This window comes from Brevibacterium sp. Mu109, from assembly GCF_900169375.1.
Taxonomy (GTDB): domain Bacteria; phylum Actinomycetota; class Actinomycetes; order Actinomycetales; family Brevibacteriaceae; genus Brevibacterium; species Brevibacterium yomogidense_A.
The window spans coordinates 147,914-169,631 of sequence record NZ_FXZF01000003.1 but is presented as its reverse complement, the minus strand read 5'-3'; the positions used below and the strand labels follow the sequence as shown (position 1 = coordinate 169,631).

Below are 21,718 nucleotides of genomic sequence, written 5' to 3'. Positions count from 1 at the left end.
CTCAGAGTCGCCGCCTGATCTTCTCCGCCGCCTCCTCGAGCACTGCAGCGTCCGTGAAGTCCGCTCGACGGCTCGCGTCGAAGTCTGCGAGAGAGGTCGTGGGCCAGACGTGGATGTGCACGTGGGGCACCTCATAGCCTTGGACCATGAGTCCCACCTTCTCGCACTCGAACGCCTCGCTCTGCGCCTTGCCGATCGTCTTGGCGACCGCGAAGAGATGCGCAGAGAGGTCGTCGTCCAGGTCGACCCAGTGCACGATCTCCTCACGGGGGACGACGAGGACGTGTCCCTCGGTCATCGGCTGCACATCGAGGAACGCCACGCACAGCTCGTCCTCGTACACGAAGACGCCCGGGATCTCGTTCTCGATGATCTTGGTGAAGAGGGATGCCACGTGTTCTCCTCCGTGTTCCGGGGCCCGTGAGGCCCACACAGTCATGTCGGATTCAGCGTAGCCGCCAGCGGCTCACCGCACGAAGCGGCCGAGGTCCCGCGGAGTCCCGAAGTCCGCGGTCTCCTCGTCGACGACGGAACCGGACGAGTCGGCGAGGAGCGCTGTGCGGTGCGGCCCGCCTCGGCGATGGTCGAAGACGTCGCAGGCACGCGAGAGGGCCCCGTGGGGCCAGAAGTCCGACAGGAGCGGGACGCTGTCCCACGCATCGCCCAGTTCGGCGATCGCCCACGCGCGCAGGGTGTACTTCGTGTCGCACGAGACGACCAGCGGCGCGATCCCGCGCGCACGGAGCCGGCCGGCCAGCCCGACCAGTGTCACCAGCTCATCAGCGCAGACGGGTGTGAAGGCGTACGGGACGAAGACGAGCAGCACCCCTCCGGATTCCGCTCCCGTCAGGAGCGGAACGTCCTCTCCCATGTGTGCGGGGAGGGAGAGATCCGGAAGGGTGCGCCCACTCACCCGTAGTTCTTCTTGCCGACCAGCCGGTAGCCGGACCAGTCCGGCGCAGCACTCACCGTGGAGGTGACGTGCATGCCGGCTGTGGGCGCGGCGTCGGAGATGTCGGCCGGACGGATATGCCCGTCGCGGTTGGGCTTCGGTGTCAGCAGCCAGATGATGCCGCCGGTGGACAGGGTGGTCTGCGCGTCGACTATCGCATCCGTGAGATCCGGGTCATCTGCGCGCCACCACATGATGATCGCATCGAAGACGTCATCAACGTCGTCATCGGCCAGCTCCTCCTCAAGGACCTTCTCGATCGATTCGCGAAGATCGAAATCGACGTCCTCGTCGTAGCCGATCTCTTGTACGTACTGTCCCCGCTTGAAGTCGAGCGGAGTCGATGCGGAGTCCTGCGTGTCCCTCTCTGAGGCAGAAGTGCTCATGCGACCATTCTCCACATCCCTGACCGCCGGGCAAACGCCCGGGGTGCGATTCCCCTGGAATGAGAGGCGAGCAACACGTCTTCGCTCGTCCGCTGAGCCGTTCAACCCATATGCTGGAGGCAACCCCAGAGTGGGCAGTGCCACCGCAGACGGCTCCACCGGGCCACCGTGGCGCAGCCCGCAGGTGCTGTGCAGCAGCACCGCAACTTCAATGAGGAGGAATGTCGTGCCGACTAATCCTGGAGGACCGATCCTCAACGGTCTCCCCAGTCAGATCCCGGATATCGATCCGGAGGAGACCAGGGAATGGCTCGATTCGCTGGACGGTCTCATCGCTGAGGCGGGCCCTGTCCGCGCCCGGTACATCATGCTCAGCCTGCTCGACCGTGCACGCAAGAGCAATGTGGGCGTCCCCAGCCTCACGGCCACGGATTACATCAACTCGATCAGCCCCGAGGAAGAGCCGTGGTTCCCCGGCGACGAAGAGGTCGAGCGCACCTTCCGCCGCTGGAACCGCTGGAACGCCGCCATGCTGGTGCACCGCTCGCAGCGGCCCGGCATCGAGGTGGGCGGCCACATCTCGACCTACGCGTCCTCCGCGACGCTCTACGAAGTGGGGCTCAACCACTTCTTCCGCGGCAAGGACCACCCCGGCGGTGGCGACCACGTCTTCTACCAGGGCCACGCCTCCCCCGGCATGTACGCCCGGAGCTTCCTCGAGGGACGCATGAGCGCGGACCAGCTGGACGGATTCCGCCAGCAGGCCAGCCACATCGTCGACGGCAAGAACCTCGGCATGCCCTCCTACCCGCACCCGCGCCAGATGCAGGACTTCTGGGAGCACCCCACCGTCTCCATGGGCATCGGCCCCATGAACGCCATCACCCAGGCGCAGTTCGACAAGTACCTGCACAACCGCGGGATCAAGGACACCTCACAGCAGCAGACCTGGGCATTCCTGGGCGACGGCGAGCTGGACGAGCCGGAGAGCCGCGGCATGCTGCACGTCGCGGCCTACGAGGAGCTCGACAACCTCACCTTCGTCATCAACTGCAACCTGCAGCGCCTCGATGGCCCGGTCCGCGGCAACGGCAAGATCATGCAGGAGCTGGAGTCGTACTTCCGCGGCGCCGGCTGGAACGTCATCAAGGTCATCTGGGGCCGCGAATGGGACGCGCTCCTGGCGCAGGACCGCGACGGCGCACTGGTCAACCTCATGAACCAGACGCCGGACGGCGACTACCAGACCTACAAGGCGGAGGACGGCGGCTTCGTCCGCGACAACTTCTTCGGCCGCGACCCACGCACCAAGGCGATGGTCGAGAACCTGACCGACGAGCAGATCTGGAACCTCAAGCGCGGCGGCCACGACTACCGCAAGGTCTACGCCGCCTACCGTGCCGCGATGAACCACACCGGCCAGCCCACCGTCGTCCTCGTGAAGACGGTCAAGGGATACTCGCTCGGACCGTCGTTCGAGGCGCGCAACGCGACGCACCAGATGAAGAAGATGACGATCGACGACCTCAAGCTGGCCCGCGACCACTTCTCCGTCCCGATCACGGACGCGCAGCTGGAGGAGAACCCCAAGAAGCCTCCGTACTTCCACCCCGGCGAGGACTCCCCGGAGATCCAGTACCTCCAGGAGCGCCGCCGCAAGCTGGGCGGCTACGTGCCGGAGCGCCGGTCGAAGTACACGCAGATCGAGCTGCCCGGCGACAAGGCCTACGATGCCGCCCGCCGCGGGTCCACCAAGCAGCCCATCGCCACGACCATGAGCTTCGTGCGCGTGCTCAAGGACCTCATGCGGGACAAGTCGATCGGGCACCGCATCGTCCCGATCATTCCGGACGAGGCCCGCACCTTCGGCATGGACTCGTTCTTCCCCACCGCGAAGATCTACAACCCGCACGGGCAGAACTACATCTCCGTGGACCGCGACCTGTTCCTCGCGTACAAGGAGGCGACGGACGGGCAGCTGCTGCACGTGGGCATCAATGAGGCGGGCGCGACCTCCGCGCTCACCGCAGTGGGCACCTCGTACGCCACGCACGGCGAGCCGATGATCCCGTTCTACATCTTCTACTCGATGTTCGGGTTCCAGCGGACCGGCGACTTCTTCTGGGCCGCCGGCGACCAGATGGCGCGCGGCTTCGTGCTGGGCGCGACCGCGGGTCGGACGACGCTGACGGGCGAGGGACTGCAGCACGGCGACGGCCACTCGCACCTGCTGGCCTCGACTTACCCGTCGGTCATCTCCTACGACCCCGCATACGGCTACGAGGTGGGGCACATCGTGCGCGCAGGTCTCGAGCGGATGTACGGGCAGGATGAGGACGCTCCCCAGGTCGACCCGAACGTTCTGTACTACATCACGCTCTACAACGAGCCGATGCTGCAGCCCAAGGAGCCCAAGAAGCTCGACGTCGACGGTCTGCTCAAGGGCATGTACAAGCTGGCCGATGGGCCTGCGACGGACGGCCCCAAGGTGCAGCTCCTGGCATCCGGCGTCGCCGTCCCGTGGGCGTACGAGGCCCAGCAGCTGCTGGCCGATGACTGGGGCGTGAGTGCGGACATCTGGTCCGTCACCTCGTGGAGTGAGCTCCGCCGCGACGGTCTCGCCGCGGACGAGGAGCGACTCCTGAATCCGGAGGCCGAGCCGCGGGTCCCCCACGTGACCCAGGCTCTCACGGGCACGAAGGGCCCGGTCGTCGCAGCCAGCGACTACATGCGCGCGGTGCAGGACCAGATCCGCCAGTACGTGCCCAACCACTACACCTCCGTGGGTGCGGACGGCTATGCGATCTCGGACACCCGCCCGGCGGCGCGCCGCCACTTCCTCATCGACGGCCCGTCCATCGCCGTGCAGGCGCTCATCAGCCTCGCGGACACCGGTGAACTGGACATCGACGTGGCGGCGAAGGCCGCGAAGAAGTACAAGCTGGACGATCCGACCGCCGGCACATCCGGTTCGCTGGAGGGCGGCGCGGCCTGACGGTCGCTCCCTCACCGAACGGGGCCGGCGCGCTGCTGCAGCGCGCCGGCCCCGTTCGGCGCTTCCACCCCGCGACGGAAATCCTCGACTCTTGTGCGGTGTCTACAACGCGATAGGTCCTGACAGACGATAGTGTGACCCTCATGCTGGCTTCCACTTCATCCCGTCGCGGCACCTCCGGCCGCGCAGACACCGCCCACAGGCTGCAGGCGCGCGAGGCGCAGCTGGGGAAGGTCGTGACACAGCGGCTGGAAACGCAGCTCGCGTGGTTCCGCGGGATGGACCCCGCGGACAAGCAGTGGGTGTCCGTCGTCGCGAAGTCCGGCATCTCGTCCTTCATCACCTGGTACCAGGACCCCTCCACGCCCCTGCGCGGCGTGCTCGACGTGTTCCGCTCAGCGCCCCGCGAGCTGGTCCGGTCCGTCTCCCTCCAGCAGACACTCCAACTGCTGCGGGTCGTCGTCGAGGTGGTCGAGGAGCGCGTGCCGGAACTGGCGCAGCCCCAGGCACAGTCAGAGCTCAAGGAAGCGGTCCTCATCTACTCGCGCGAGATCGCGTTCGCCGCGGCGGACATCTACGCGCGGGCCGCGGAGGCGCGCGGCAGCTGGGACGCTCGTCTCGAGGCGATGGTCATCGACGCGCTGGTCCGCGGCGACTCCGTCGACGAACTCGCCAGCCGCTCCGCCGCCTTCGGCTGGCAGTCCCAGGGCAGCGTCGCCGTGCTGATCGGCCGCGCGCCCCGCCGCTCCGCGCACAAGAGCATCTCGGAGATCCGCCGTGCCGCACGACGGTGGGCGGAGGACGTGCTGGTGGGCGTCCATGACGACCGACTCCTCATCGTGCTGGGCGGTGCGGACGACCTCGAGGCCGCCGCTCTGGCGCTCTCCCACTACTACGGACCCTCAGATGTCGTCGTGGGTCCGGAGGTCTCGACGCTCGCCGAGGCCGGCACCTCGGCGGCCTCGGCGCTCTGGGCACTGCGCACGGCCTCCGCGTGGCAGTCGACCCCACGCCCCGTCCACGCGGACCAGCTGCTGCCGGAGCGTGCGATCGCCGGTGACGACAGTGCGGTCACCGCCCTCATCGAGGGCGTGCACGCACCGCTCGCGGCGGGCAGCGGCAGCCTGCTGGAGACCGTCACGGCCTATCTGGATCACGGCGGCTCACTCGAGGCCACCGGTCGGTCCCTGCACGTGCATCCCAACACGGTCCGCTACCGCCTCAAGAAGATCACGGGTCTCATCGGACACGATCCGACGGAGTCGCGCGCGGCCTTCGTCATTCGGATCGCGTTGGTGCTCGGTCGACTGTCCTCAGTGGGGCAGTTATCGCGTGCCCACAAACACACGCCAGGATCCTGACAGCTGTCGTAGTCTGCATCATTGAATCGAACGATGGGATATCACTGCTCGTGCTAGTCACCGCTTGCCCAGGACAGGGCGCCCAGAAGGCCGGATTCCTCAGCTCCTGGCTGGAGCTGCCCGGCTTCGCCCGCACATTCGACGGCCTCGCAGGGGCCTCGGGGATCGATCTCCGCACGCACGGGACGACCTCGGACGACGCGACGATCACGGACACCGCGGTCGCGCAGCCGCTGCTGGTCGCCTCGGCGATCGCCGCGCACGCGGAGATCTTCGGCGACTCGCTGACGACGGACATCGTCGCGGGACACAGCGTCGGCGAGATCGGCGCTGCCGCGGTCGCCGGCATCCTCACACACGAGGATGCGATGCAGCTGGTCAGCGCCCGCGGCACCGCGATGGCTGCCGCCGCCGCGGCGGCCCCGTCCGGCATGGCGGCCGTCGTGGGCGGCGATCCCGACGACGTCCTCTCCGCCATCTCCGCTGCAGGGCTGGAGCCCGCCAATGTGAACGGCGGCGGGCAGACCGTCGCCGCCGGTGCGCAGGATCGCATCGAGGCATTCGCGGCGAACCCGCCGGAACGCGCTCGCGTCATCCCGCTCAAGGTCGCAGGTGCCTTCCACACATCGTTCATGGCCCCGGCGTCGGACGCGGTGGAATCGGTCGCCTCCTCGCTGCAGCCCTCCGATCCGACGGTCACGATCCTCACGAATGCCGACGGCACCTCCGTGGCCTCCGGTGCCGACTACCTCCGGCTGCTCGTGTCGCAGGTGACGAACCCGGTCCGGTGGGACCTGTGCCAGCAGACCCTCGTCGCCGCCGGGGTCACCGGCGTCCTCGAACTGGTCCCCGGAGGCACGCTCACCGGACTGGCGAAGCGCGCCATGAAGGGCGTCGAGGTCTTCCCCGTCAAGTCCGCCGACGACGTCGACGGTGCCCGCGAATTCGTCCGCGCCCACTCCGGCGCCTGAGCCCTCACTCTGGGAAGGATTCCCCTGTGACCACACTGACCACCACCCCCGCCACCACGTACTCGCGGATCTCCGGGATCGGCGGCTACCGCTCCGAGCACGCCGTGCCCAACGAGGCTCTCGTGGGTCCTATCGACTCCTCCGATGAGTGGATCCGGCAGCGCACCGGCATCATCACCCGCCACCGCGCGGGCGCGGACGTGGGCGTTCTGGAGATGTCGGAGGAGGCGGCGTCCGAGGCGATCGCGAATGCCGGCATCAAGCCCTCGGACGTGGGCGGCATCATCATCGCGACCGTCACCTTCGGCACCCCCACCCCCTCCGCGGCATCCGCGCTGACGCAGCGCCTGGGCACCGGCCCCGTCCCCGCATGGGACATCTCGGCCGCCTGCGCCGGCTACTGCTACGCGATCGCGCAGGCCGATGGGCTGGTCCGCTCCGGAGTCATGGACAACGTCCTGGTCATCGGTGCGGAGAAGCTCTCCGATTTCGTCGACCCCACCGACCGCTCGATCTCGTTCCTCCTGGGCGACGGCGCGGGTGCCGTCATCGTGTCCTCCTCGGAGACGCCCGGGATCGGACAGAGCGTCTGGGGCTCGAAGGGCGAGAACTGGGAGACGATCCGCGTCACCAACTCGTTCCTGGACTTCAAGACCGACCCCGAGGCCACCTTCCCCACCCTGCGCCAGGACGGTCCCAGCGTGTTCCGCTGGGCCGTGTGGGAGATGGCCGACGTCGCGCAGCAGGCCCTCGACGCCGCGGGCGTCACCGCGGAGGACCTGAGCGCGTTCATCCCGCACCAGGCGAACATGCGGATCATCGACGAGCTGGCCAAGCAGCTGAAGCTGCCGGAGTCAGTCATCGTGGGTCGGGACATCGCGGACAACGGCAACACGTCCTCAGCATCCATCCCCCTGGCCACGGAGCGACTGCTCCGGGAGAACCCGGATCTGCACGGCAAGCTCGCCCTCCAGATCGGCTTCGGCGCCGGTCTGGTCTACGGCGCGCAGGTCGTCGTACTGCCCTGACCGTTCGAAGACCATGACGTAAGATCTCCTGGGATCGTCGTCGAATCACGTTTCCTGCAAGCCGCCGCGGTGCTCGCAGCACCCGGCGGGAAGAAGAGAGAAGGATAGAAAATGGCATACAGCGAAGCTGACGTCCTCGCCGGCCTGGCAGAGATCGTCAACGAGGAGACCGGCCTGGAGACCGACGCCGTCGAGGCGAACAAGTCGTTCACGGACGACCTGGACATCGATTCGATCTCCATGATGACCATCGTCGTGAACGCGGAGAAGAAGTTCGGCGTCAAGATCCCGGACGACGACGTCAAGGACCTCGTCACGGTCCAGGACGCGGTGGACTACATCGTCAAGGCCCAGCAGGCCTGATCTGCTTCCTCTCTGCGGGGCCGGCGAACCCGGCCCCGCAGAGACCCCACTCAACGATTCGACGAGGTTCCACACCATGACATCCACTGTCGTCGTCACCGGCATCGGTGCCGTCACCCCCCTGGGCAGCACTGCCCAGGAGACATGGCAGGCCGCCCTGGCTGGCACCAGCGGTGCGCACACACTCGACAACGACTGGGCGCAGAAGTACGAACTGCCCGTCGATTTCGCCGCCACCGTCGATCCAGGCGTCGTCGACGACCGTCTCAAGAAGGTCGAGGCCAAGCGCCTCGACCCGGCCAGCCGTCTGGCACTCATCTCCGCACGCGAAGCGTGGGAGGACGCGGGCACCCCTGAGGTGGAGTCCGAGCGCCTCGCGGTCTCGTGGGCCACCGGGATCGGCGGTGTCTGGACCCTCTTGGATGCGTGGAACACGCTGCAGGAGGAGGGCACCCGGCGGGTCATGCCGCTGACGGTCCCCATGCTCATGCCCAATGCGCCGGCCGCCGCGATCGGCATGGACTTCAAGGCGCGCGCCGTCGTCCAGACGGTCGTGTCCGCCTGTGCCTCCTCCACAGAGAGCGTCGGTCATGCACTCGAGATGATCCGCTCGGGCAAGGCGGACGTCGTCATCGCCGGCGGTGCGGAATCCGCGGTGCACCCGATCACGCTGTCGGCGTTCTCATCGATGCGAGCACTCTCGCGGCGCACGGACTCCCCGGAGACCGCCTCGCGCCCGTTCGACGTGGACCGCGACGGCTTCGTCATGGGCGAGGGCGGTGCGGCCCTCATCCTCGAGAGCGAGGAGCACGCACGTGCCCGCGGCGCGCGGGTCTACGCCCGTGTCGCTGGCTGGGGCACGTCGAATGACGCCTACCACATCACTGCGGGAGAGCCCGAGGGTGCGGGGTCCATCCGGGCGATGCGCGAGGCGCTCGAGTCCGCGGACATCAAGCCTGCGGACATCAAGCACATCAACGGCCATGCGACCTCGACGCCGGTGGGCGACATCCCCGAGTCGACCGCGGTCAACCGTCTCCTGGGCGATGCCGTGGACGAGGCGATGTTCTCCGCCACGAAGTCGATGACCGGTCACCTCCTGGGAGGTGCGGGTGCTCTCGAGGCGCTCTTCACCGTCAAGGCGCTCCAGGAGCGCCAGGCGCCTCCGACGATCAACATCCAGACGGTCGATCCGGAGGTCAACCTCAACATCGTGCGTGACACGCCGGGACAGCTGCCCAGCGGCGACATCGCGGCGATCACGAACTCGTTCGGGTTCGGCGGCCACAACGCCGTCGTCGCGTTCACGAGCAGCTGAGCGATCCACGGGCGACTGCGCCCGTGAGACAGTGACGGGGCCGGTGCATCGCACCGGCCCCGTCTCTGCAGCGCTGAACCTACTCGGCCGCGCGGAGCCTCACTGCCCGCCCACGGTCACCGGGAACGACGAAGGCCAGACGGGTGATCCCGTCTGGCCTTCGTGTCTGCTCCCCCGGCTGGGCTCGAACCAGCGACCCTTCGATTAACAGTCGAATGCTCTGCCAACTGAGCTACGGAGGAATGGTGTCCGCATGGGCGAACACGAGTAGAAACTCTATCAGCCCGTTCGCGCCGGCGCAAAAGCAGGAGGAGCGGTCCTGACGATGCGTGCGAGACCTCACACCCGGCACAGTGCCGGTCCATCAGCATCGTTTCAGGGGGACTCAGTATCGTAGAGCCGATGACTCTCCTCGCCATCGGCCTGGCACTGCTGTCGGCCGTCTCACTCGCCTACGGGGCGCTCCTCCAGCATCGGGGCGTCTCCGGGCTGGCGGTGGAGCCCGGCCCCCTGCGCCTGCGCACGATCGCGCGCCTGCTGGTCTCCCCGTACTGGGTCGCGGGCCTGCTGACGCTCGGAGCCGGCATGGTCGCGAACGTCATCGCCCTGGCCCTCGCTCCCGTCATGGTCGTGCAGCCCGTGGGCGCCTTCTCGCTCGTCATCTCGATCCTGCTGGGCGTCCTGCACCGCGGCCTCAGCATCGATCGGTCGATCATCGCGACCGTCGCCGTGTGCGTCGTGGGAGTGACCGGGTTCGTGACCGTCTCCGCGCTCGTCGCGACGTCCTCCCCCACCACCGGCCGTGAGGCGCACGTGCTCGCACTGCTGGCGATGGTCTGCACCGCGATCGCCCTCGTGGGGATCGTGCTGCTCAAGCATCCGCGCCAGCTGCTGCTCATCAGCGCCGCCGGGATCCTCTTCGCCTTCTGCGCGACGAACATGCACGTCGTGAGCTCCCACATCGTCGCGGCGGGCCTCAGTGGCGGGATCGGCACCCTGCCCTGGCTCAACGCGGTCGCCCTCGCGGCCTCGGGCCTGGTCGGCTCGTGGCTGGTGCAGTCCTCCTATTCTGCGGGCCCCCCGGAGATGGTCATCGCCGGGCTCACCGTCATCGACCCGATCGTCGCGGTGCTGCTGGGCGCGACGCTCCTGGGCGAGGCCTCGGACGCCGCACTCCTGCCGATCCTGGGCATGTCCGCCTTCGGGCTGGCCGCGGGCGCCTCCGTCGTCCTCCTCTCCAAGCACCACCCCGATGCGGTGGCCGCCGAGGTCCGCCGCTCCCACCGCAAGCACGGCCCCGCTCTGGGCGCCGGAGACCACGACGAGGTGCCCGATCCTGCTCGCCGATGACCCCACGCCCCCGTCCCCCGGCGCGCATCGGGAGGACCGTCCGCTGCGCATCGTCATCGCCGCGGAGACCTACCCGCCGGAGATCAACGGTGCCGGCGCCTTCGCCAACCGCCTCGCCACCGGACTGGCCGCGAACGGCCACGAGGTGCACGTCATCGCGCCGTCCGCCTCCGGGATCCCCAGCCACGACTGGGAGGAGGGCGTGCGCGTCCACCGCATCGTCTCCCACCACTGGCCGCTGCATCCCACGTGGATGATCTGCATGCCGTGGGAGACGGGACCGGCTGTCGCTCAGCTCCTGGATGACATTCGTCCCGATGTCCTCCACACGCAGGCCCATTTCGTCATCGGCCGCTTCGCGATCACGCACGCCCGGCGGCGCGGCATCCCCGTCGTCGCGACGAACCACTTCATGCCGGACAACGTTCGCCCCTATGTCCGCGCACCCCGGCGCGTGCTCGACACCGCTGCCCGCCTCGCCTGGTGGGATCTGCGCAGCCGTTTCCAGCGCGCTGACCACATCACGGTGCCCACCCAGCTGGCCAGCGACCTGCTGACGGAGAACGGCTTCGACCGCCCCATCGAGGCGGTCAGCTGCGGAATCGACCTGGCCCGGTTCGACGGTGCGGACCCCGCTCCCGAGGCCGCCTCCACCACCGCTCCCGCCGTCCTGTTCGTGGGGCGGCTGTCACAGGAGAAGCGCCCGCAGGACATCGTCGAGGCGCTCGCGGCAATGGACCCCGCCCTGGGCCTCGAGGCCCGCATCGTGGGTGCCGGTGATCAGGAGGAGGTGCTGCCGCAGCTGGCCCGCGATCTGGGTGTGGGCGACCGCGTGAAAGTGCTGGGGAAGATCAGCGACGCGCAGCTGGATGAGGAGTACCGGCGTGCGACGGTGTTCTGCATGCCCTCGACCGCGGAGCTCCAGTCGATCGCGACGCTCGAGGCACTCGCGTCGGGTCTGCCCGTCGTGCTGGCGGACGCGGTCGCACTCCCGCATCTGGTCCGTGACGGTGAGAACGGCGGGCTCTTCCGCCCGCGCGATGCCCAGGATCTGGCGCGCGTGCTCACGCGGGTGGTCTCGGCCTCGGATCAGGAGCGCCGTGCGATGGGCGCGGTGTCCCAGGAGATCGCTGCCCATCACGACATCCGGCGCACCCTAGCTCGCTATGAGGAGATCTACCGGAGCGTCAGCGCCGGTTCGCCGGAGGCTCCGTCTCTGCAGGGGTGAGCGGGGGCGGATCGAACACCGTCGCCTCCCGTCGGATCCCGGCGGGGTCGAAGGACGCCAGCGCGTCGTCCAGGTCCATCCAACGGCCGAAGCCCAGCGACTCGCCCATCCAGGCCCAGACGTCGAAGCGCTGCGCACGCAGCTGCTCCAGCGTGACGGCTCCGTCGCGCTTGGCCAGGCGGGCTCCTGCGGGGTTGAGGACGAGCGGCACGTGCGCGTAGGCGGGCACTGGCAGCCCCAGCAGGTCGCACAGGAGCGCCTGGCGGGGAGCCGAGGACGCCAGGTCGTCACCCCGGACCACCTGATCGATCCCCATGGCCGCGTCATCCACGACGACGGCCAGGTTGTACGCCCACACACCGTCACCGCGCCGCAGCACGACATCGTCGATATGGGCGGTCAGCGTGCCCAGCACCTCATCGACGACGGGACGCTGGGCGGTGGTCGTCCGCAGGCGCAGCGCGGGAGCCCGGCCCGCACGCTCGAGCCGCGCACGTGCCGCGATCCGCTCGTCCTCGGCGAGATCGCGACACGTGCCCGGGTAGGCACCCGGGGGCGCGTGCGGCGCGCTGGGGGCGGACTGGATGTCCTTCCGGGAGCAGTAGCACTCGTAGACCAGCCCCTGCTCGTCCAGGCGCGCGCACGCGGCGGCGTAGTGCTCGATCCGCTGGGTCTGCCGCACGATCGGGCCGTCGATCTCGAGCCCCAGCGCCCGGAACTCCTCCAGCTGCCGTTCGGCCGCTCCGGGGCTCACCCGGTCCAGGTCCTCGATGCGCCAGCGGAAGCCCCGGCCCGTGCCTCGCGCCCACAGGTACGCGAGGATGCCGGTCCGCACGTTCCCGATATGGAGGTCACCGCTGGGCGACGGGGCGAAGCGACCGGCCGAATCGAGCATGCGTCCCAGCCTAGTTGTTGCGGGTCATGACGTTGCAGTGGCCAACGGCGGGTGACGTCGCTCTCCTCGGGGCCTCATCGGTTGCCCCTGCGACCGCCCGGGCATATAAGGGAGGGGTGAGAGATTCCGCCGCGATCCCGTCAGCCACGGGACCGGACCGCTTCACCTCTGAGCAGAGGCGCATCCTGGGCGTCGCCCTCATCGTCGCATTCCTGTCGCTGCTGAGCGTGTCGATCGTCAACGTCGTCCTCCCCTCGATCGAGTCGTCACTCGCTGCGAGTTCCGCCGCCCTCCAGTGGGTGCTGACCGGGTATGCGCTGGCCTTCGGCGTCGTACTGGTGGCCGCGGGACGCGCCGGGGACATCTACGGCCGCGGCCGGATCTTCGTCGCCGGGCTCGTGCTGTTCGGGGCGGGCTCGCTGGTCGCGGGCCTGGCGGGCGATGCTCTCACCCTCAACCTGGCGCGCGTCGTCATGGGATTGGGGTCCGGCTTCATCAACCCCCAGGTGACGGGCCTCATCCAGCAGTACTTCGCCGGGGCCCAGCGCGGGCGCGCGTTCGGACTCTTCGGCGGCATCATCGGTGTGTCCGTCGCGATCGGGCCCGTCCTGGGTGGCGCCCTCGTGGCCCTCTTCGGCGCGGAATGGGGCTGGCGCTCCTCCTTCCTCGTGAACGTACCCTTCGTCGTCCTGGCGATCGTCGGCGCGTTCCTGTGGCTGCCGCCCTCCGCGTGGCAGGCTGCGACCGGACAGGCGGGTCCCGACCAGCCGCGCACAGATGCTGCACCGGAACCACCGCGACCGTCACGGTTCGGTGCCGGCCTGCACCGCCTCATCGATCTGGACCCGGTGGGCGTGGTGCTCCTGGGTGCCGGCACCCTCCTCGTGATGCTCCCGTTCGTCGAGCGCGCCCTCGGAGCCGCGGTCTGGCTGTGCCTGCCCGCTGGCCTCGGGCACATCGCCCTGTGGGTCGGCTGGGAGAGGCGCATGAAGACCGCCGGGCGCGCACCGATGGTCGACCTCGATCTGTTCCGCACGCGCTCCTACACGAACGGGACCGTGCTCGTGTCCGTCTACTTCCTGGGCATGACGAGCGTCTGGGTGGTCCTCGCGCTCTGGATGCAGTCCGGGCTGGGCCACACGGCGCTGGCCGCCGGACTCATCGGACTCCCCTCCGCGCTGGCGAATGCGGTCGTCGCCCCGATCGCGGGCCGTCACATCACCCGGATCGGCCGCCCCCTGGTGCTGTGGGGATTCGGTTTCGCCCTCACCGGCCTCAGCCTCTCGATCCTCGTCGTCGCACTCCACTACTCCGCGGGCCTCAGTGAATGGTGGCTGCTGGGCAGCCTGGCCCTCCAGGGAGTCGGACAGGCGCTCATCATCAGCCCCAATCAGACCCTCACCCTGGCCGAGGTGCCGCTGCGGTACGCGGGCTCCGCCGGCGGCGTCATGCAGACGGGCCAGCGCGTGGCGACCTCGATCGGCATCGCCATGATCACGGGCATCACCTTCACCGTGCTGCCGGCCCACGGGTGGATGCTCGCGTTCATCGTGAGCTTCGCGGTCATCCTCCTCATCGTCGTGCTCGCCGGTGCGGTGGGCCTCGTCGATCTGGCGCAGGGCCGCCGCGGCCGCAGAACCCACTGAGCCCGCGCAGCCCACGGACGCCGCTGAGCCGAGCGTCGCTCGCGCGTGCGGCAGTCTGTGACCCCACCCACACCCGCCCGGTACCGGCCATGAGATACTGGACGGCGACCGCGGACATGTGAAGGGAACGATTCTGTGCGAACGACCGATGCCGCCGTGCGCCTCGCTCCGGACCTCGACCTGGAGAGGCTCGTCCGCTCGGGCCTCATCACCACCAGCTTCGCTCCGGTCGTCGATCTGGACACGGATGCCGTCGTCGCGCATCGTGTGTTCCACACGAGCGCGGAGATCGACTCCTTCGAGATGGACGACTTCGTCGCGGTGCGCCGCGCGGTCCGGGAGTCCCCGCTGGCCGGTGACTTCGACTCCTCGCTGCGTGCCATCGCGCTGCGCGAGGCGCAGCGCCTGGAGCTGCCGGCGAACAACCGCCTCCTGCTCACGACGGAGCCGCAGTCGCTCGTGACGGTCGAGGACCGCACCGGCGAGCCGGATCGGTCCGCCATCCTCCACCTGCATCCGGAGCGGATCGCGATGGCGCCGGCGATGACGCTGCGCTCGGTCCGTCAGGCCCGCTCGCTGGGGTGGGGCATCGGGATGTCCTCGATCGGCATGGACCTCACGACGACGGCCTTCCTGCCGCTGGTCAACCCGTCCGTCGTCATGCTGCACCGCGAGGTGCTCCGCATCGAGGACGCCGCACACATCGCGGAACTCATCCGCCTGCTCCACGCCCACGTCGAGCGCACGGACGCGATCATCGTCGCGGACGGCATCACGACGGATGCGGACGTGCGTCTGGCGCGCGCGATGGGTGCCCGGTTCGGCACGGGCACCCACTTCGGAGCTCCCTCCCGCACCCCCACTCCCGTCGACGCGACCCGCGAGGACCCGATCGCGGCCCACTTCACCCGGAACCTCCCCGCGCAGGGCACCCCGTTCACGATCGCCCAGTCGCTGCGCCGGGATCCCATGGTCATGGACGCGGACATGCTCGACGCCCAGCTGCGCTCGCTCGAGGAGCGCACCCTCACCGCGGGCCGATCGGCGGTCGTCATCGGCGTCTTCGCCGGACTTGATGAGCTCCCTGCGACCACCCTCGACCGCTACACCCGGATCGCGGACACCGCCGGCTACACGGTCATGCTGTCGAACGGCTTCGACTCCCCACCCGTCCCCGCGGCGTGGGGCGGTGCCGTCGACACCTCGGATCCGCTGGGCGAGGAGTACGCCAGCATCATGGTGGGTCCGGACTGGTCGGGCATGACGGTCGCCAAGCGCCGGCCCGCACCGGGACCGGACGGCCGCACGGAGTTCGACGTCCACGTGACGACGGAACGGTACGCCTGCGTGGACGCGGCCCGCTCGGTCATGAGCAGGATCCGCGCTCTGCGCTGAGTGCCGGCCCCGGCCTCGGCCGCCTGTCGAGGACGCCGCAGCGTCACTCCGGGGACCGGCGTCCGCTCACCGCTGGCAGCCGGCGCACCAGTAGAGCTTGCGCCCCTGCATCTCCGCCAGGCTGATCGCGGTGCCGCAGACGCGGCAGTCCTCGCCCGCGCGGCCGTAGACGTGGTGCCGGTCCACGACGGACTCGAGCATCGCCTGCTTCGCCTTCCCGCGCAGCTGCGTCCGGGTCACGATGACCCCGGTCTCGATCCCGATCGGCAGCAGACGGCACCAGTCGTCCCACAGCTCCCTCAGCTGCTCCTCCCGCAGGTCGACGGTGGGCGTGTACGGGTCGATCCCGGCGCGGAAGAGCATCTCCGCCCGGTAGATATTGCCGATTCCGGCGATCATCGCCTGGTCCATGAGCAGCGTGCCGATGGGGGTGCGGCGGTGCGCGGCCTTCGCGTGGAACCGGGCCCAGCCGCGCCGCTTCCCGTCCACGACCGGGTCGGGGCCCAGCCGCTCGAGGTGGGCTGCGGCCTCGTGCGGGGTGATCGCCTCGCAGACGGTGGGCCCGCGCAGGTCCGCGCACACGCGGTCGGTGAGCAGGCGCACGCGGACGGCGCCCACCGGCTCTGGGGGCCACTGCTCCCCCGCGCCCGAGGCCGTCCCCGCCGTCTCCTGCTCGCCCGCCCGCACATGGGAGACACGGGCGGCGCGCGGTGCACCCATCGACCCGGCCGCAGCAGCGGCGTAGGTCCCGGTCTGGCCTTCCCGTGCCGGGCGGACGTCTCCATCCGAGGACGAACCTTCCTCCGCGTGGAGGGTCGAGAAGTCCCACGCTCCATAGATGCCCAGGTGCACGCGCAGGTGCAGGTCACCGGCGAACCGGACGAACATCTGCTTACCGACGGCGAAGCAGTCCTCCATGACGCGGCCGTCCAGCAATGCGCCGCCCTGAGCGAAGCGTCCCTGCGGGGACGTCACCGCGACCGGGTGCCCCACCAGATCCGAACGGAAGCGCGCGGCGATGCGGTGGACGGAATGGCCTTCGGGCACGACGGACGACCTCCTGCGCGGTGGGGAACGGGCGGCTCCATCCTACGGTGGCGTGGCAGCTCGGCAGCCGGGCGGCGGCCCGGGCGCTCGTCACCGGCCTGTGGCAGACTGCTGGTGATCGAACACACGTTCTGACCGCCTGGGAGGAATCGCCGCATGGAACCCTTCTACCGTCGCATCGACGAGGACCGCTTCGAGTCGACACCCGCCACTGCAGGACCGTGGCGTCCGGACGCGCAGCACGCCGGTCCCCCGTCCGCGCTGCTGGCGCGAGCGATGGAACTGCACGAGCCGCGCGATGGGATGCGCCTGGCGGATGTGCGCACCGACATCCTGGGACCGGTTCCCGTCGCTCCCCTCACCATCTCCGTGCAGACGCTGCGCGGAGGACGCTCGATGGAACTGCTGGAGGCCACTGCGGTCGCCGATGACGGGCGGCCCGCGCTCATCGCCCGCGCGTGGCGGATCCAGCGCGCCCCGGAGGACTTCCCGCCCCTGGCAGAGACGATCGACGAGGCGGTCGACGGACCGCCGGAGGCTTCCACGCGCATCGAGTCCCTCATCCCTGGAGCCTCGCGCGCCGGCTACTCGCAGTCCGTCGAGTGGCGCTTCGTCGAGGGAGGGGTGGGAACCGGCGGTGCGTCCCGCGTGTGGGGTCGGCAGCTGATCGGACTGGTCGACGAGGAGGAACCCTCGCCGTGGCAGCGCGTCCTGGTTCTGGCCGATTCAGGCGGCGGTGTCACGTTCTCGCTCGATCCCACCCAGCATCGGTTCATCAACTGCGATCTGCACGTGGCGCTCAATCGCGACCTCGAGGGCGAGTGGCTGCAGATGGATGCGGCGTCGCGTGCATCGGGCGGGCACGGCGGCATCGTGCACGATGTGCTGTCGGATCAGCGCGGGCGCATCGGTGTAGCACTCCAGGCCATGGTCGCGCAGGACGTCTGAGGCCAGCACGACCTCGAGCCGCCCGCGCCCGGCTCATGCAACGGCAACAGGCGGTGGCACCACAGTCGTGGTGCCACCGCCTGCATGAGGAGGGGGCGTCCCCGCGGGGACGGAGAGAGACGGTTCAGCCGACCTTGGTGAGCCAGCGGACGGGAGCGCCGTCGCCGGCGTAGCGGAACGACTCGAGCTCGTCGTCCCACGCCTGACCCAGGACGCGCTCCATCTCCGTCGACATCTCGATCGGATCCCCGGCGGTGCGGGCCAGGACACTGCGGATGACGTCTTCAGGCACAACGATGTTGCCGTGCGCGTCCGTCACAGCGTGGTAGATGCCCAGTGCCGGCGTGTGGCTCCAGCGGCCGCCGTCGACGCCCTCGCTGGGCTCTTCGGTGACCTCGTAGCGCACGCCGTCCCAGCCGCGCAGCGCGGACGCGATGCGCGCGCCAGATCCCGCGGGGGCCTTCCAGCAGATCTCCGCGCGGAACTGACCCGGCGCGGCAGGCTGCTCAGTCCAGTCGAACTTCGCCTGCGCACCGATAGCCCCGCCCGCGGCCCATTCGATGTGAGGGCACAGCGCACGAGGTGCTGAGTGGACGAAGAGAACGCCCTGTGTCATATCCATCTGTTGCCTCCTCTACCCGGATACGTCTTCCCCTACGATCCGTGCCGAGGTCGGCATGCGGCCATTGTACTATAGGCACTGGCGATGCGGGGTTCTCCCGACACGGGATCCTCGCTGGTGACGCGGTCCGCCGCTCATCCTCCTCGCCCCTGTAGCTCAGCTGGTTAGAGCAGAGGACTCATAATCCTTTTGTCGCGGGTTCAAGTCCCGCCGGGGGCACCAACCTGAAACCGTCGCCATCCCGCATGAACACCGGGATCGCGGGATTTCTGCATGCCTTCAGAAGATTCGACTTGACAGGCGTGCAGTGATTCGTAGTTGCCAACATTTGTGATGGCCGGGTTGCGGCCAATACCCATAAAACGATGGGCGGTCTGACGGTCGATCCCGATCCACGCCAGCATCGGCAGCCACTCACCATGAGCAACATCAGCCTTCGCCGCAATCAACTCGAACACGTGACCTATCCGTGCAGCAGTCCCAAGTCACAGGCATCTGCGAGGGGCGACAGCATGGTCGCCTTCAAGTCGCGCCACCCCTTTTCCGCTGCCCGCGACCCGAAGACCAGTTGGTACTCGGCTTTCCTGGTCGGGCGGGGCACCGAACTCTGTTTCGCCACGCCGAATCAGGGGCGCACAACCGGAACGTCGTCCACAAGCCACTCGACAGGCTCGTCTCCGAGGCCCGCAGCGATGGCGGTTGCGGTCTCGCGCCATGAGGTGAGCGTCGAGACGGCAAGGTGGGGCTGCTCGGATGAGAAGCTGGCCCGCGCGGAGTCCAGGACATCACGCGCGCACTCTTCCTGGTCTGCCGGGGACAGCGCGAGCATCCACGGGTAGTGGTTGGTCATGTAGCTGGTGAGGCTGTCGTCGTTCGATGTCGCCACGCCGATCAGCTGTGCCGCAAGCGACAGGAGCTCGCTTCGCGCGCTGGCTTCGCGCTCGGACATGAGGACGAGGGGCTCCCCGTCACGGCGCGTCACCGTCACGGGATGGTCAGAGGCAGCCGCGAAGACCTCGGCAGATCCACGGCTGAGCTCAGACGATTTGAAGGTGGTGCGGGTGTCAGCGGCCATGGACCCATGGTCCTTCAGAACATGTTCTGAACTGAATGCCCCGTCCCGCTCATGCGGGCACCGCTTCCTTTCTCGGCACCCTCAGGAGTAGCGGATCGTCGCGCCATCCGTGCTCGACCAGGTGATGTAACCGCCCTCGAAGTTCTGGCGGATCGTACTGCCGGATTTGAACTCGTCCGTCGTGGGGTAGCCCAAGCGCCCGTTCTCCCACTTCTGGGTGCCCCACGCGCGCTGAATCGCGCCCCGCGTCTCGTGCGCGCCGGTCTTCGCCGTCCAATGGATCGAACCGCCCTGGAACTGCTGATAGCAGCCGCCTCGGGTCAGCGTGCACTTCTCATCGGTCCGTGGCAGCCGCAACTGGCTCCGCTCCCAGCCCAGCGCCTTCCACTTCCGCCCGACAGCTCCGACCAGAGGACGCCCGGCGGTCGCGGATGACCAGACAACGGTGCCGCCCTGGAAGTGCTGCGCGACTGCACCGGCGGCGTCCTTGAGCGCGAACTCCTCACCCGTCGGATATCCCAGCCGGCCGCGCTCGTACGAGTACCGCTTCCAGGCGTTCTGCACCCCGCTGTTCGCCTTCGTGAAGTGAGCTCCCGAGGCCTTCGACCAGTGGACGGACCCCTTCTCGAACCGCTGGAAGCATCCGTCGTCGGTCATGCCGCAGCGCTGCGCGATGATCGGCTTGCCCGTCTTCGACGTGTTCTTCTCATAGAACTTCCCGATCTCGCCCGGCACGGGGAAGCCCGTTCCCGTGCGACCGGCCTTCGCCTTCGAGCGGACCTGGCTCAGCTGACCGTAGAGCCCGGCACCCGGGCACTCCGTCGCGGAGGTATCGCGGTGCCCGAACACGCGGGGCAGCGAGACCTTCTTCCCCTCCGTATGCTTCGACGTCCCCCCGCCGCTCGTCAACGTCACGTTCGCGGTGGGGTCGTAGTTCCACAGGTCGGCCTGCCACGAGCCCACACGTCCCAGAGCATCGACCGCGGCCGCCGGAGCGGCAGCGCTGTACGTTCCCATGACGGACACGCCGAAGGTCCCCGTGTTGAAGCCGGACGCATGCGCTCCCACGATCGCCTTCGTGGGCCCGCCGGCACGACCCTCGTACACAGTGCCGTAGCGGTCCACGAGCATGTTGTACCCCACATCGCACCAGCCCAGCGACTGGGTGTGGTAGCTGAGGATCCCTCGGAGGATGCCCGGAACCTGAGCCTTCGTGTAGCTCGTGGCACCCGCCGTGTGGTGCACGACCATCGCACGGTTGGCACTCGTCGTATCCGGTTCGCACTTCTTGAGGCTCTCGTCCGCTCCCCACTGCGCGCGCGTCGTGTAGGAGAGCGGTGCATTCGCGGCGTTCGCGCGGGACGCAGCGGTCGTGGGGGCGCTGGGAGTCGGCGCGGCAGCACCGGCGCCGGAGTCCGCCTGTGCGGCCAGATCCTCATCCGCGGCCGTCACGGAAGTGGTCGTCGTCTGGACATCCGCGTCTCCCCGATCGATGCGGACCTCGATGTCCGCAGATTCCGCGACGATGACCGGCTCCGTGCCGGTGCGCGCACCGCCAGCCTCCGCTGTTCCTGGGTCCGGTCCCTCACCGGCGAGTGCCTCGATCTCCACCCACGCGCCCGCAGAGCCATCCTCATCGAGCACCCGGTACTCGACCGTCGTCGGAACGGTGCCGGAGCTGTCCCAGGTCACGCCCAGCACGGTGACCGCGTCGGCGGCGGCGTCGATACTCACCTCAGCGGTCTGCGCCGCCGCGACCGGGACCGACCCGTCAGAGGCGTCCGTCGGAGCCTGCGCGGGTGCATCCGACTCCTGCGGCGCGGCCGTGCTCGCAGGATCCGTGAGGTTCGTCCCCTCCCCCAGGCCCGAGTCACCCGAGTGCTGTCCCGTCTCTTCCTGACTGCCAGCACTTCCCAGTCCGGGAGCCGCATGAGCGGTGACGGGAGCCGTGACGAGTGCGATCGCGGCGATCGGTGCAAGGACTTGTCGGAACACGGGTCTTCCTCCAGCGTGGGCGAGGCGCCGCCCGACGAATCAGAGTCTGACAGCACGCATCGATATCGCTGTGAAGTCTCTCACATCTGAGATCGGATCGCAGGAACGCGCAGGCGGGAATCGTGCCCCACGATTCCCGCCTG

The 21,718-nt window shown here is 68.9% G+C and carries 20 protein-coding genes and 2 tRNA genes; 12 read left to right on the top strand and 10 right to left on the bottom strand.

Annotated elements, in window-relative coordinates; all coding sequences use genetic code 11:
* Position 1: 1 nt before the first annotated feature.
* The 3 genes from BSP109_RS03070 to BSP109_RS03060 all read right to left on the bottom strand — a co-directional run bounded on the left by BSP109_RS03070 (position 2) and on the right by BSP109_RS03060 (position 1,338).
* The gene (locus BSP109_RS03070) at positions 2–394 is read right to left on the bottom strand and encodes an HIT family protein (protein WP_087005827.1); all 393 of its coding nucleotides are present in this window, start codon (positions 392–394) and stop codon (positions 2–4) included.
* Between the two features lie 72 nt (positions 395–466).
* Positions 467–913, bottom strand: a complete 447-nt coding sequence (locus tag BSP109_RS03065; protein ID WP_146001074.1) for a redoxin domain-containing protein — start codon at positions 911–913, stop codon at positions 467–469.
* Positions 910–1,338, bottom strand: coding sequence for a DUF3052 domain-containing protein (locus BSP109_RS03060; RefSeq protein WP_087005833.1), 429 nt, complete (start codon positions 1,336–1,338; stop codon positions 910–912). Before BSP109_RS03060 ends, BSP109_RS03065 begins: the two co-directional genes overlap by 4 nt.
* Positions 1,339–1,564: 226 nt before the next feature.
* Between BSP109_RS03060 and aceE the strand changes: the two genes are divergently transcribed.
* The 6 genes from aceE to BSP109_RS03030 all read left to right on the top strand — a co-directional run bounded on the left by aceE (position 1,565) and on the right by BSP109_RS03030 (position 9,374).
* Positions 1,565–4,333, top strand: coding sequence for a pyruvate dehydrogenase (acetyl-transferring), homodimeric type (gene aceE / locus BSP109_RS03055; RefSeq protein WP_257944527.1), 2,769 nt, complete (start codon positions 1,565–1,567; stop codon positions 4,331–4,333).
* Between the two features lie 143 nt (positions 4,334–4,476).
* A complete protein-coding gene (locus BSP109_RS03050) occupies positions 4,477–5,694 on the top strand; it encodes a CdaR family transcriptional regulator (protein WP_257944526.1) in 1,218 nt (405 codons plus the stop codon).
* 50 nt (positions 5,695–5,744) lie between these two features.
* The gene (locus tag BSP109_RS03045) at positions 5,745–6,665 is read left to right on the top strand and encodes an ACP S-malonyltransferase (protein WP_101599336.1); all 921 of its coding nucleotides are present in this window, start codon (positions 5,745–5,747) and stop codon (positions 6,663–6,665) included.
* A gap of 26 nt (positions 6,666–6,691) precedes the next feature.
* Complete coding sequence (locus tag BSP109_RS03040) at positions 6,692–7,693, top strand: beta-ketoacyl-ACP synthase III (protein ID WP_101599335.1); 1,002 nt, start codon at positions 6,692–6,694, stop codon at positions 7,691–7,693.
* Between the two features lie 111 nt (positions 7,694–7,804).
* On the top strand, positions 7,805–8,056 hold the full coding sequence (locus BSP109_RS03035) for an acyl carrier protein (RefSeq protein WP_019157302.1): 252 nt from the start codon (positions 7,805–7,807) through the stop codon (positions 8,054–8,056).
* Between the two features lie 76 nt (positions 8,057–8,132).
* A complete protein-coding gene (locus tag BSP109_RS03030) occupies positions 8,133–9,374 on the top strand; it encodes a beta-ketoacyl synthase (RefSeq protein WP_101599334.1) in 1,242 nt (413 codons plus the stop codon).
* 169 nt (positions 9,375–9,543) lie between these two features.
* On the opposite strand, the gene BSP109_RS03025 is transcribed toward BSP109_RS03030, so the two are convergent.
* A tRNA-Asn gene (locus BSP109_RS03025) sits at positions 9,544–9,616 on the bottom strand.
* Between the two features lie 160 nt (positions 9,617–9,776).
* Between BSP109_RS03025 and BSP109_RS03020 the strand changes: the two genes are divergently transcribed.
* Positions 9,777–10,724 (top strand): DMT family transporter, encoded by a 948-nt coding sequence (locus tag BSP109_RS03020; protein WP_101599333.1) that lies wholly within the window; start codon positions 9,777–9,779, stop codon positions 10,722–10,724.
* Complete coding sequence (locus tag BSP109_RS03015; protein ID WP_101599332.1) at positions 10,627–11,952, top strand: glycosyltransferase; 1,326 nt, start codon at positions 10,627–10,629, stop codon at positions 11,950–11,952. Before BSP109_RS03020 ends, BSP109_RS03015 begins: the two co-directional genes overlap by 98 nt.
* On the opposite strand, the gene gluQRS is transcribed toward BSP109_RS03015, so the two are convergent.
* Positions 11,912–12,847, bottom strand: a complete 936-nt coding sequence (gluQRS, locus tag BSP109_RS03010; RefSeq protein WP_101599331.1) for a tRNA glutamyl-Q(34) synthetase GluQRS — start codon at positions 12,845–12,847, stop codon at positions 11,912–11,914. The two genes, BSP109_RS03015 and gluQRS, sit on opposite strands and share 41 nt — an antisense overlap.
* 116 nt (positions 12,848–12,963) lie before the next feature.
* Here gluQRS and BSP109_RS03005 point away from each other — a divergent pair, with 116 nt between their 5' ends.
* Together BSP109_RS03005 and BSP109_RS03000 are read left to right on the top strand one after the other, a co-directional pair.
* Positions 12,964–14,493 carry an MFS transporter gene (locus BSP109_RS03005; protein WP_101599330.1) on the top strand — a complete coding sequence of 510 codons (1,530 nt, stop codon included), beginning with the start codon at positions 12,964–12,966 and terminating at the stop codon, positions 14,491–14,493.
* Between the two features lie 135 nt (positions 14,494–14,628).
* Positions 14,629–15,888 carry an EAL domain-containing protein gene (locus BSP109_RS03000; RefSeq protein ID WP_101599329.1) on the top strand — a complete coding sequence of 420 codons (1,260 nt, stop codon included), beginning with the start codon at positions 14,629–14,631 and terminating at the stop codon, positions 15,886–15,888.
* 66 nt (positions 15,889–15,954) lie between these two features.
* On the opposite strand, the gene BSP109_RS02995 is transcribed toward BSP109_RS03000, so the two are convergent.
* Positions 15,955–16,935, bottom strand: coding sequence for an Fpg/Nei family DNA glycosylase (locus BSP109_RS02995; RefSeq protein ID WP_101599328.1), 981 nt, complete (start codon positions 16,933–16,935; stop codon positions 15,955–15,957).
* A gap of 156 nt (positions 16,936–17,091) precedes the next feature.
* Here BSP109_RS02995 and BSP109_RS02990 point away from each other — a divergent pair, with 156 nt between their 5' ends.
* Positions 17,092–17,883: a thioesterase family protein gene (locus BSP109_RS02990; protein WP_101599327.1), complete on the top strand. Its 792-nt coding sequence runs from the start codon at positions 17,092–17,094 to the stop codon at positions 17,881–17,883.
* A gap of 124 nt (positions 17,884–18,007) precedes the next feature.
* Here the strand turns inward: BSP109_RS02990 and BSP109_RS02985 are convergent, their stop codons facing one another.
* Positions 18,008–18,499, bottom strand: coding sequence for a DUF3145 domain-containing protein (locus tag BSP109_RS02985; RefSeq protein WP_101599366.1), 492 nt, complete (start codon positions 18,497–18,499; stop codon positions 18,008–18,010).
* Positions 18,500–18,650: 151 nt separating this feature from the next.
* On the opposite strand from BSP109_RS02985, the gene BSP109_RS02980 reads away from it, so the two are divergent.
* A tRNA-Ile gene (locus BSP109_RS02980) sits at positions 18,651–18,727 on the top strand.
* Here BSP109_RS02980 and BSP109_RS16870 read toward each other — a convergent pair.
* From BSP109_RS16870 to BSP109_RS02970, 3 genes are all read right to left on the bottom strand, one after another.
* Complete coding sequence (locus BSP109_RS16870; RefSeq protein WP_146001073.1) at positions 18,706–18,963, bottom strand: hypothetical protein; 258 nt, start codon at positions 18,961–18,963, stop codon at positions 18,706–18,708. The two genes, BSP109_RS02980 and BSP109_RS16870, sit on opposite strands and share 22 nt — an antisense overlap.
* Before the next feature lie 167 nt (positions 18,964–19,130).
* Positions 19,131–19,580 carry a prevent-host-death protein gene (locus tag BSP109_RS02975; RefSeq protein WP_101599326.1) on the bottom strand — a complete coding sequence of 150 codons (450 nt, stop codon included), beginning with the start codon at positions 19,578–19,580 and terminating at the stop codon, positions 19,131–19,133.
* An 81-nt stretch (positions 19,581–19,661) separates the two neighbouring features.
* A complete protein-coding gene (locus BSP109_RS02970) occupies positions 19,662–21,575 on the bottom strand; it encodes an N-acetylmuramoyl-L-alanine amidase (protein WP_101599325.1) in 1,914 nt (637 codons plus the stop codon).
* Between the last annotated feature and the right edge of the window lie 143 nt (positions 21,576–21,718).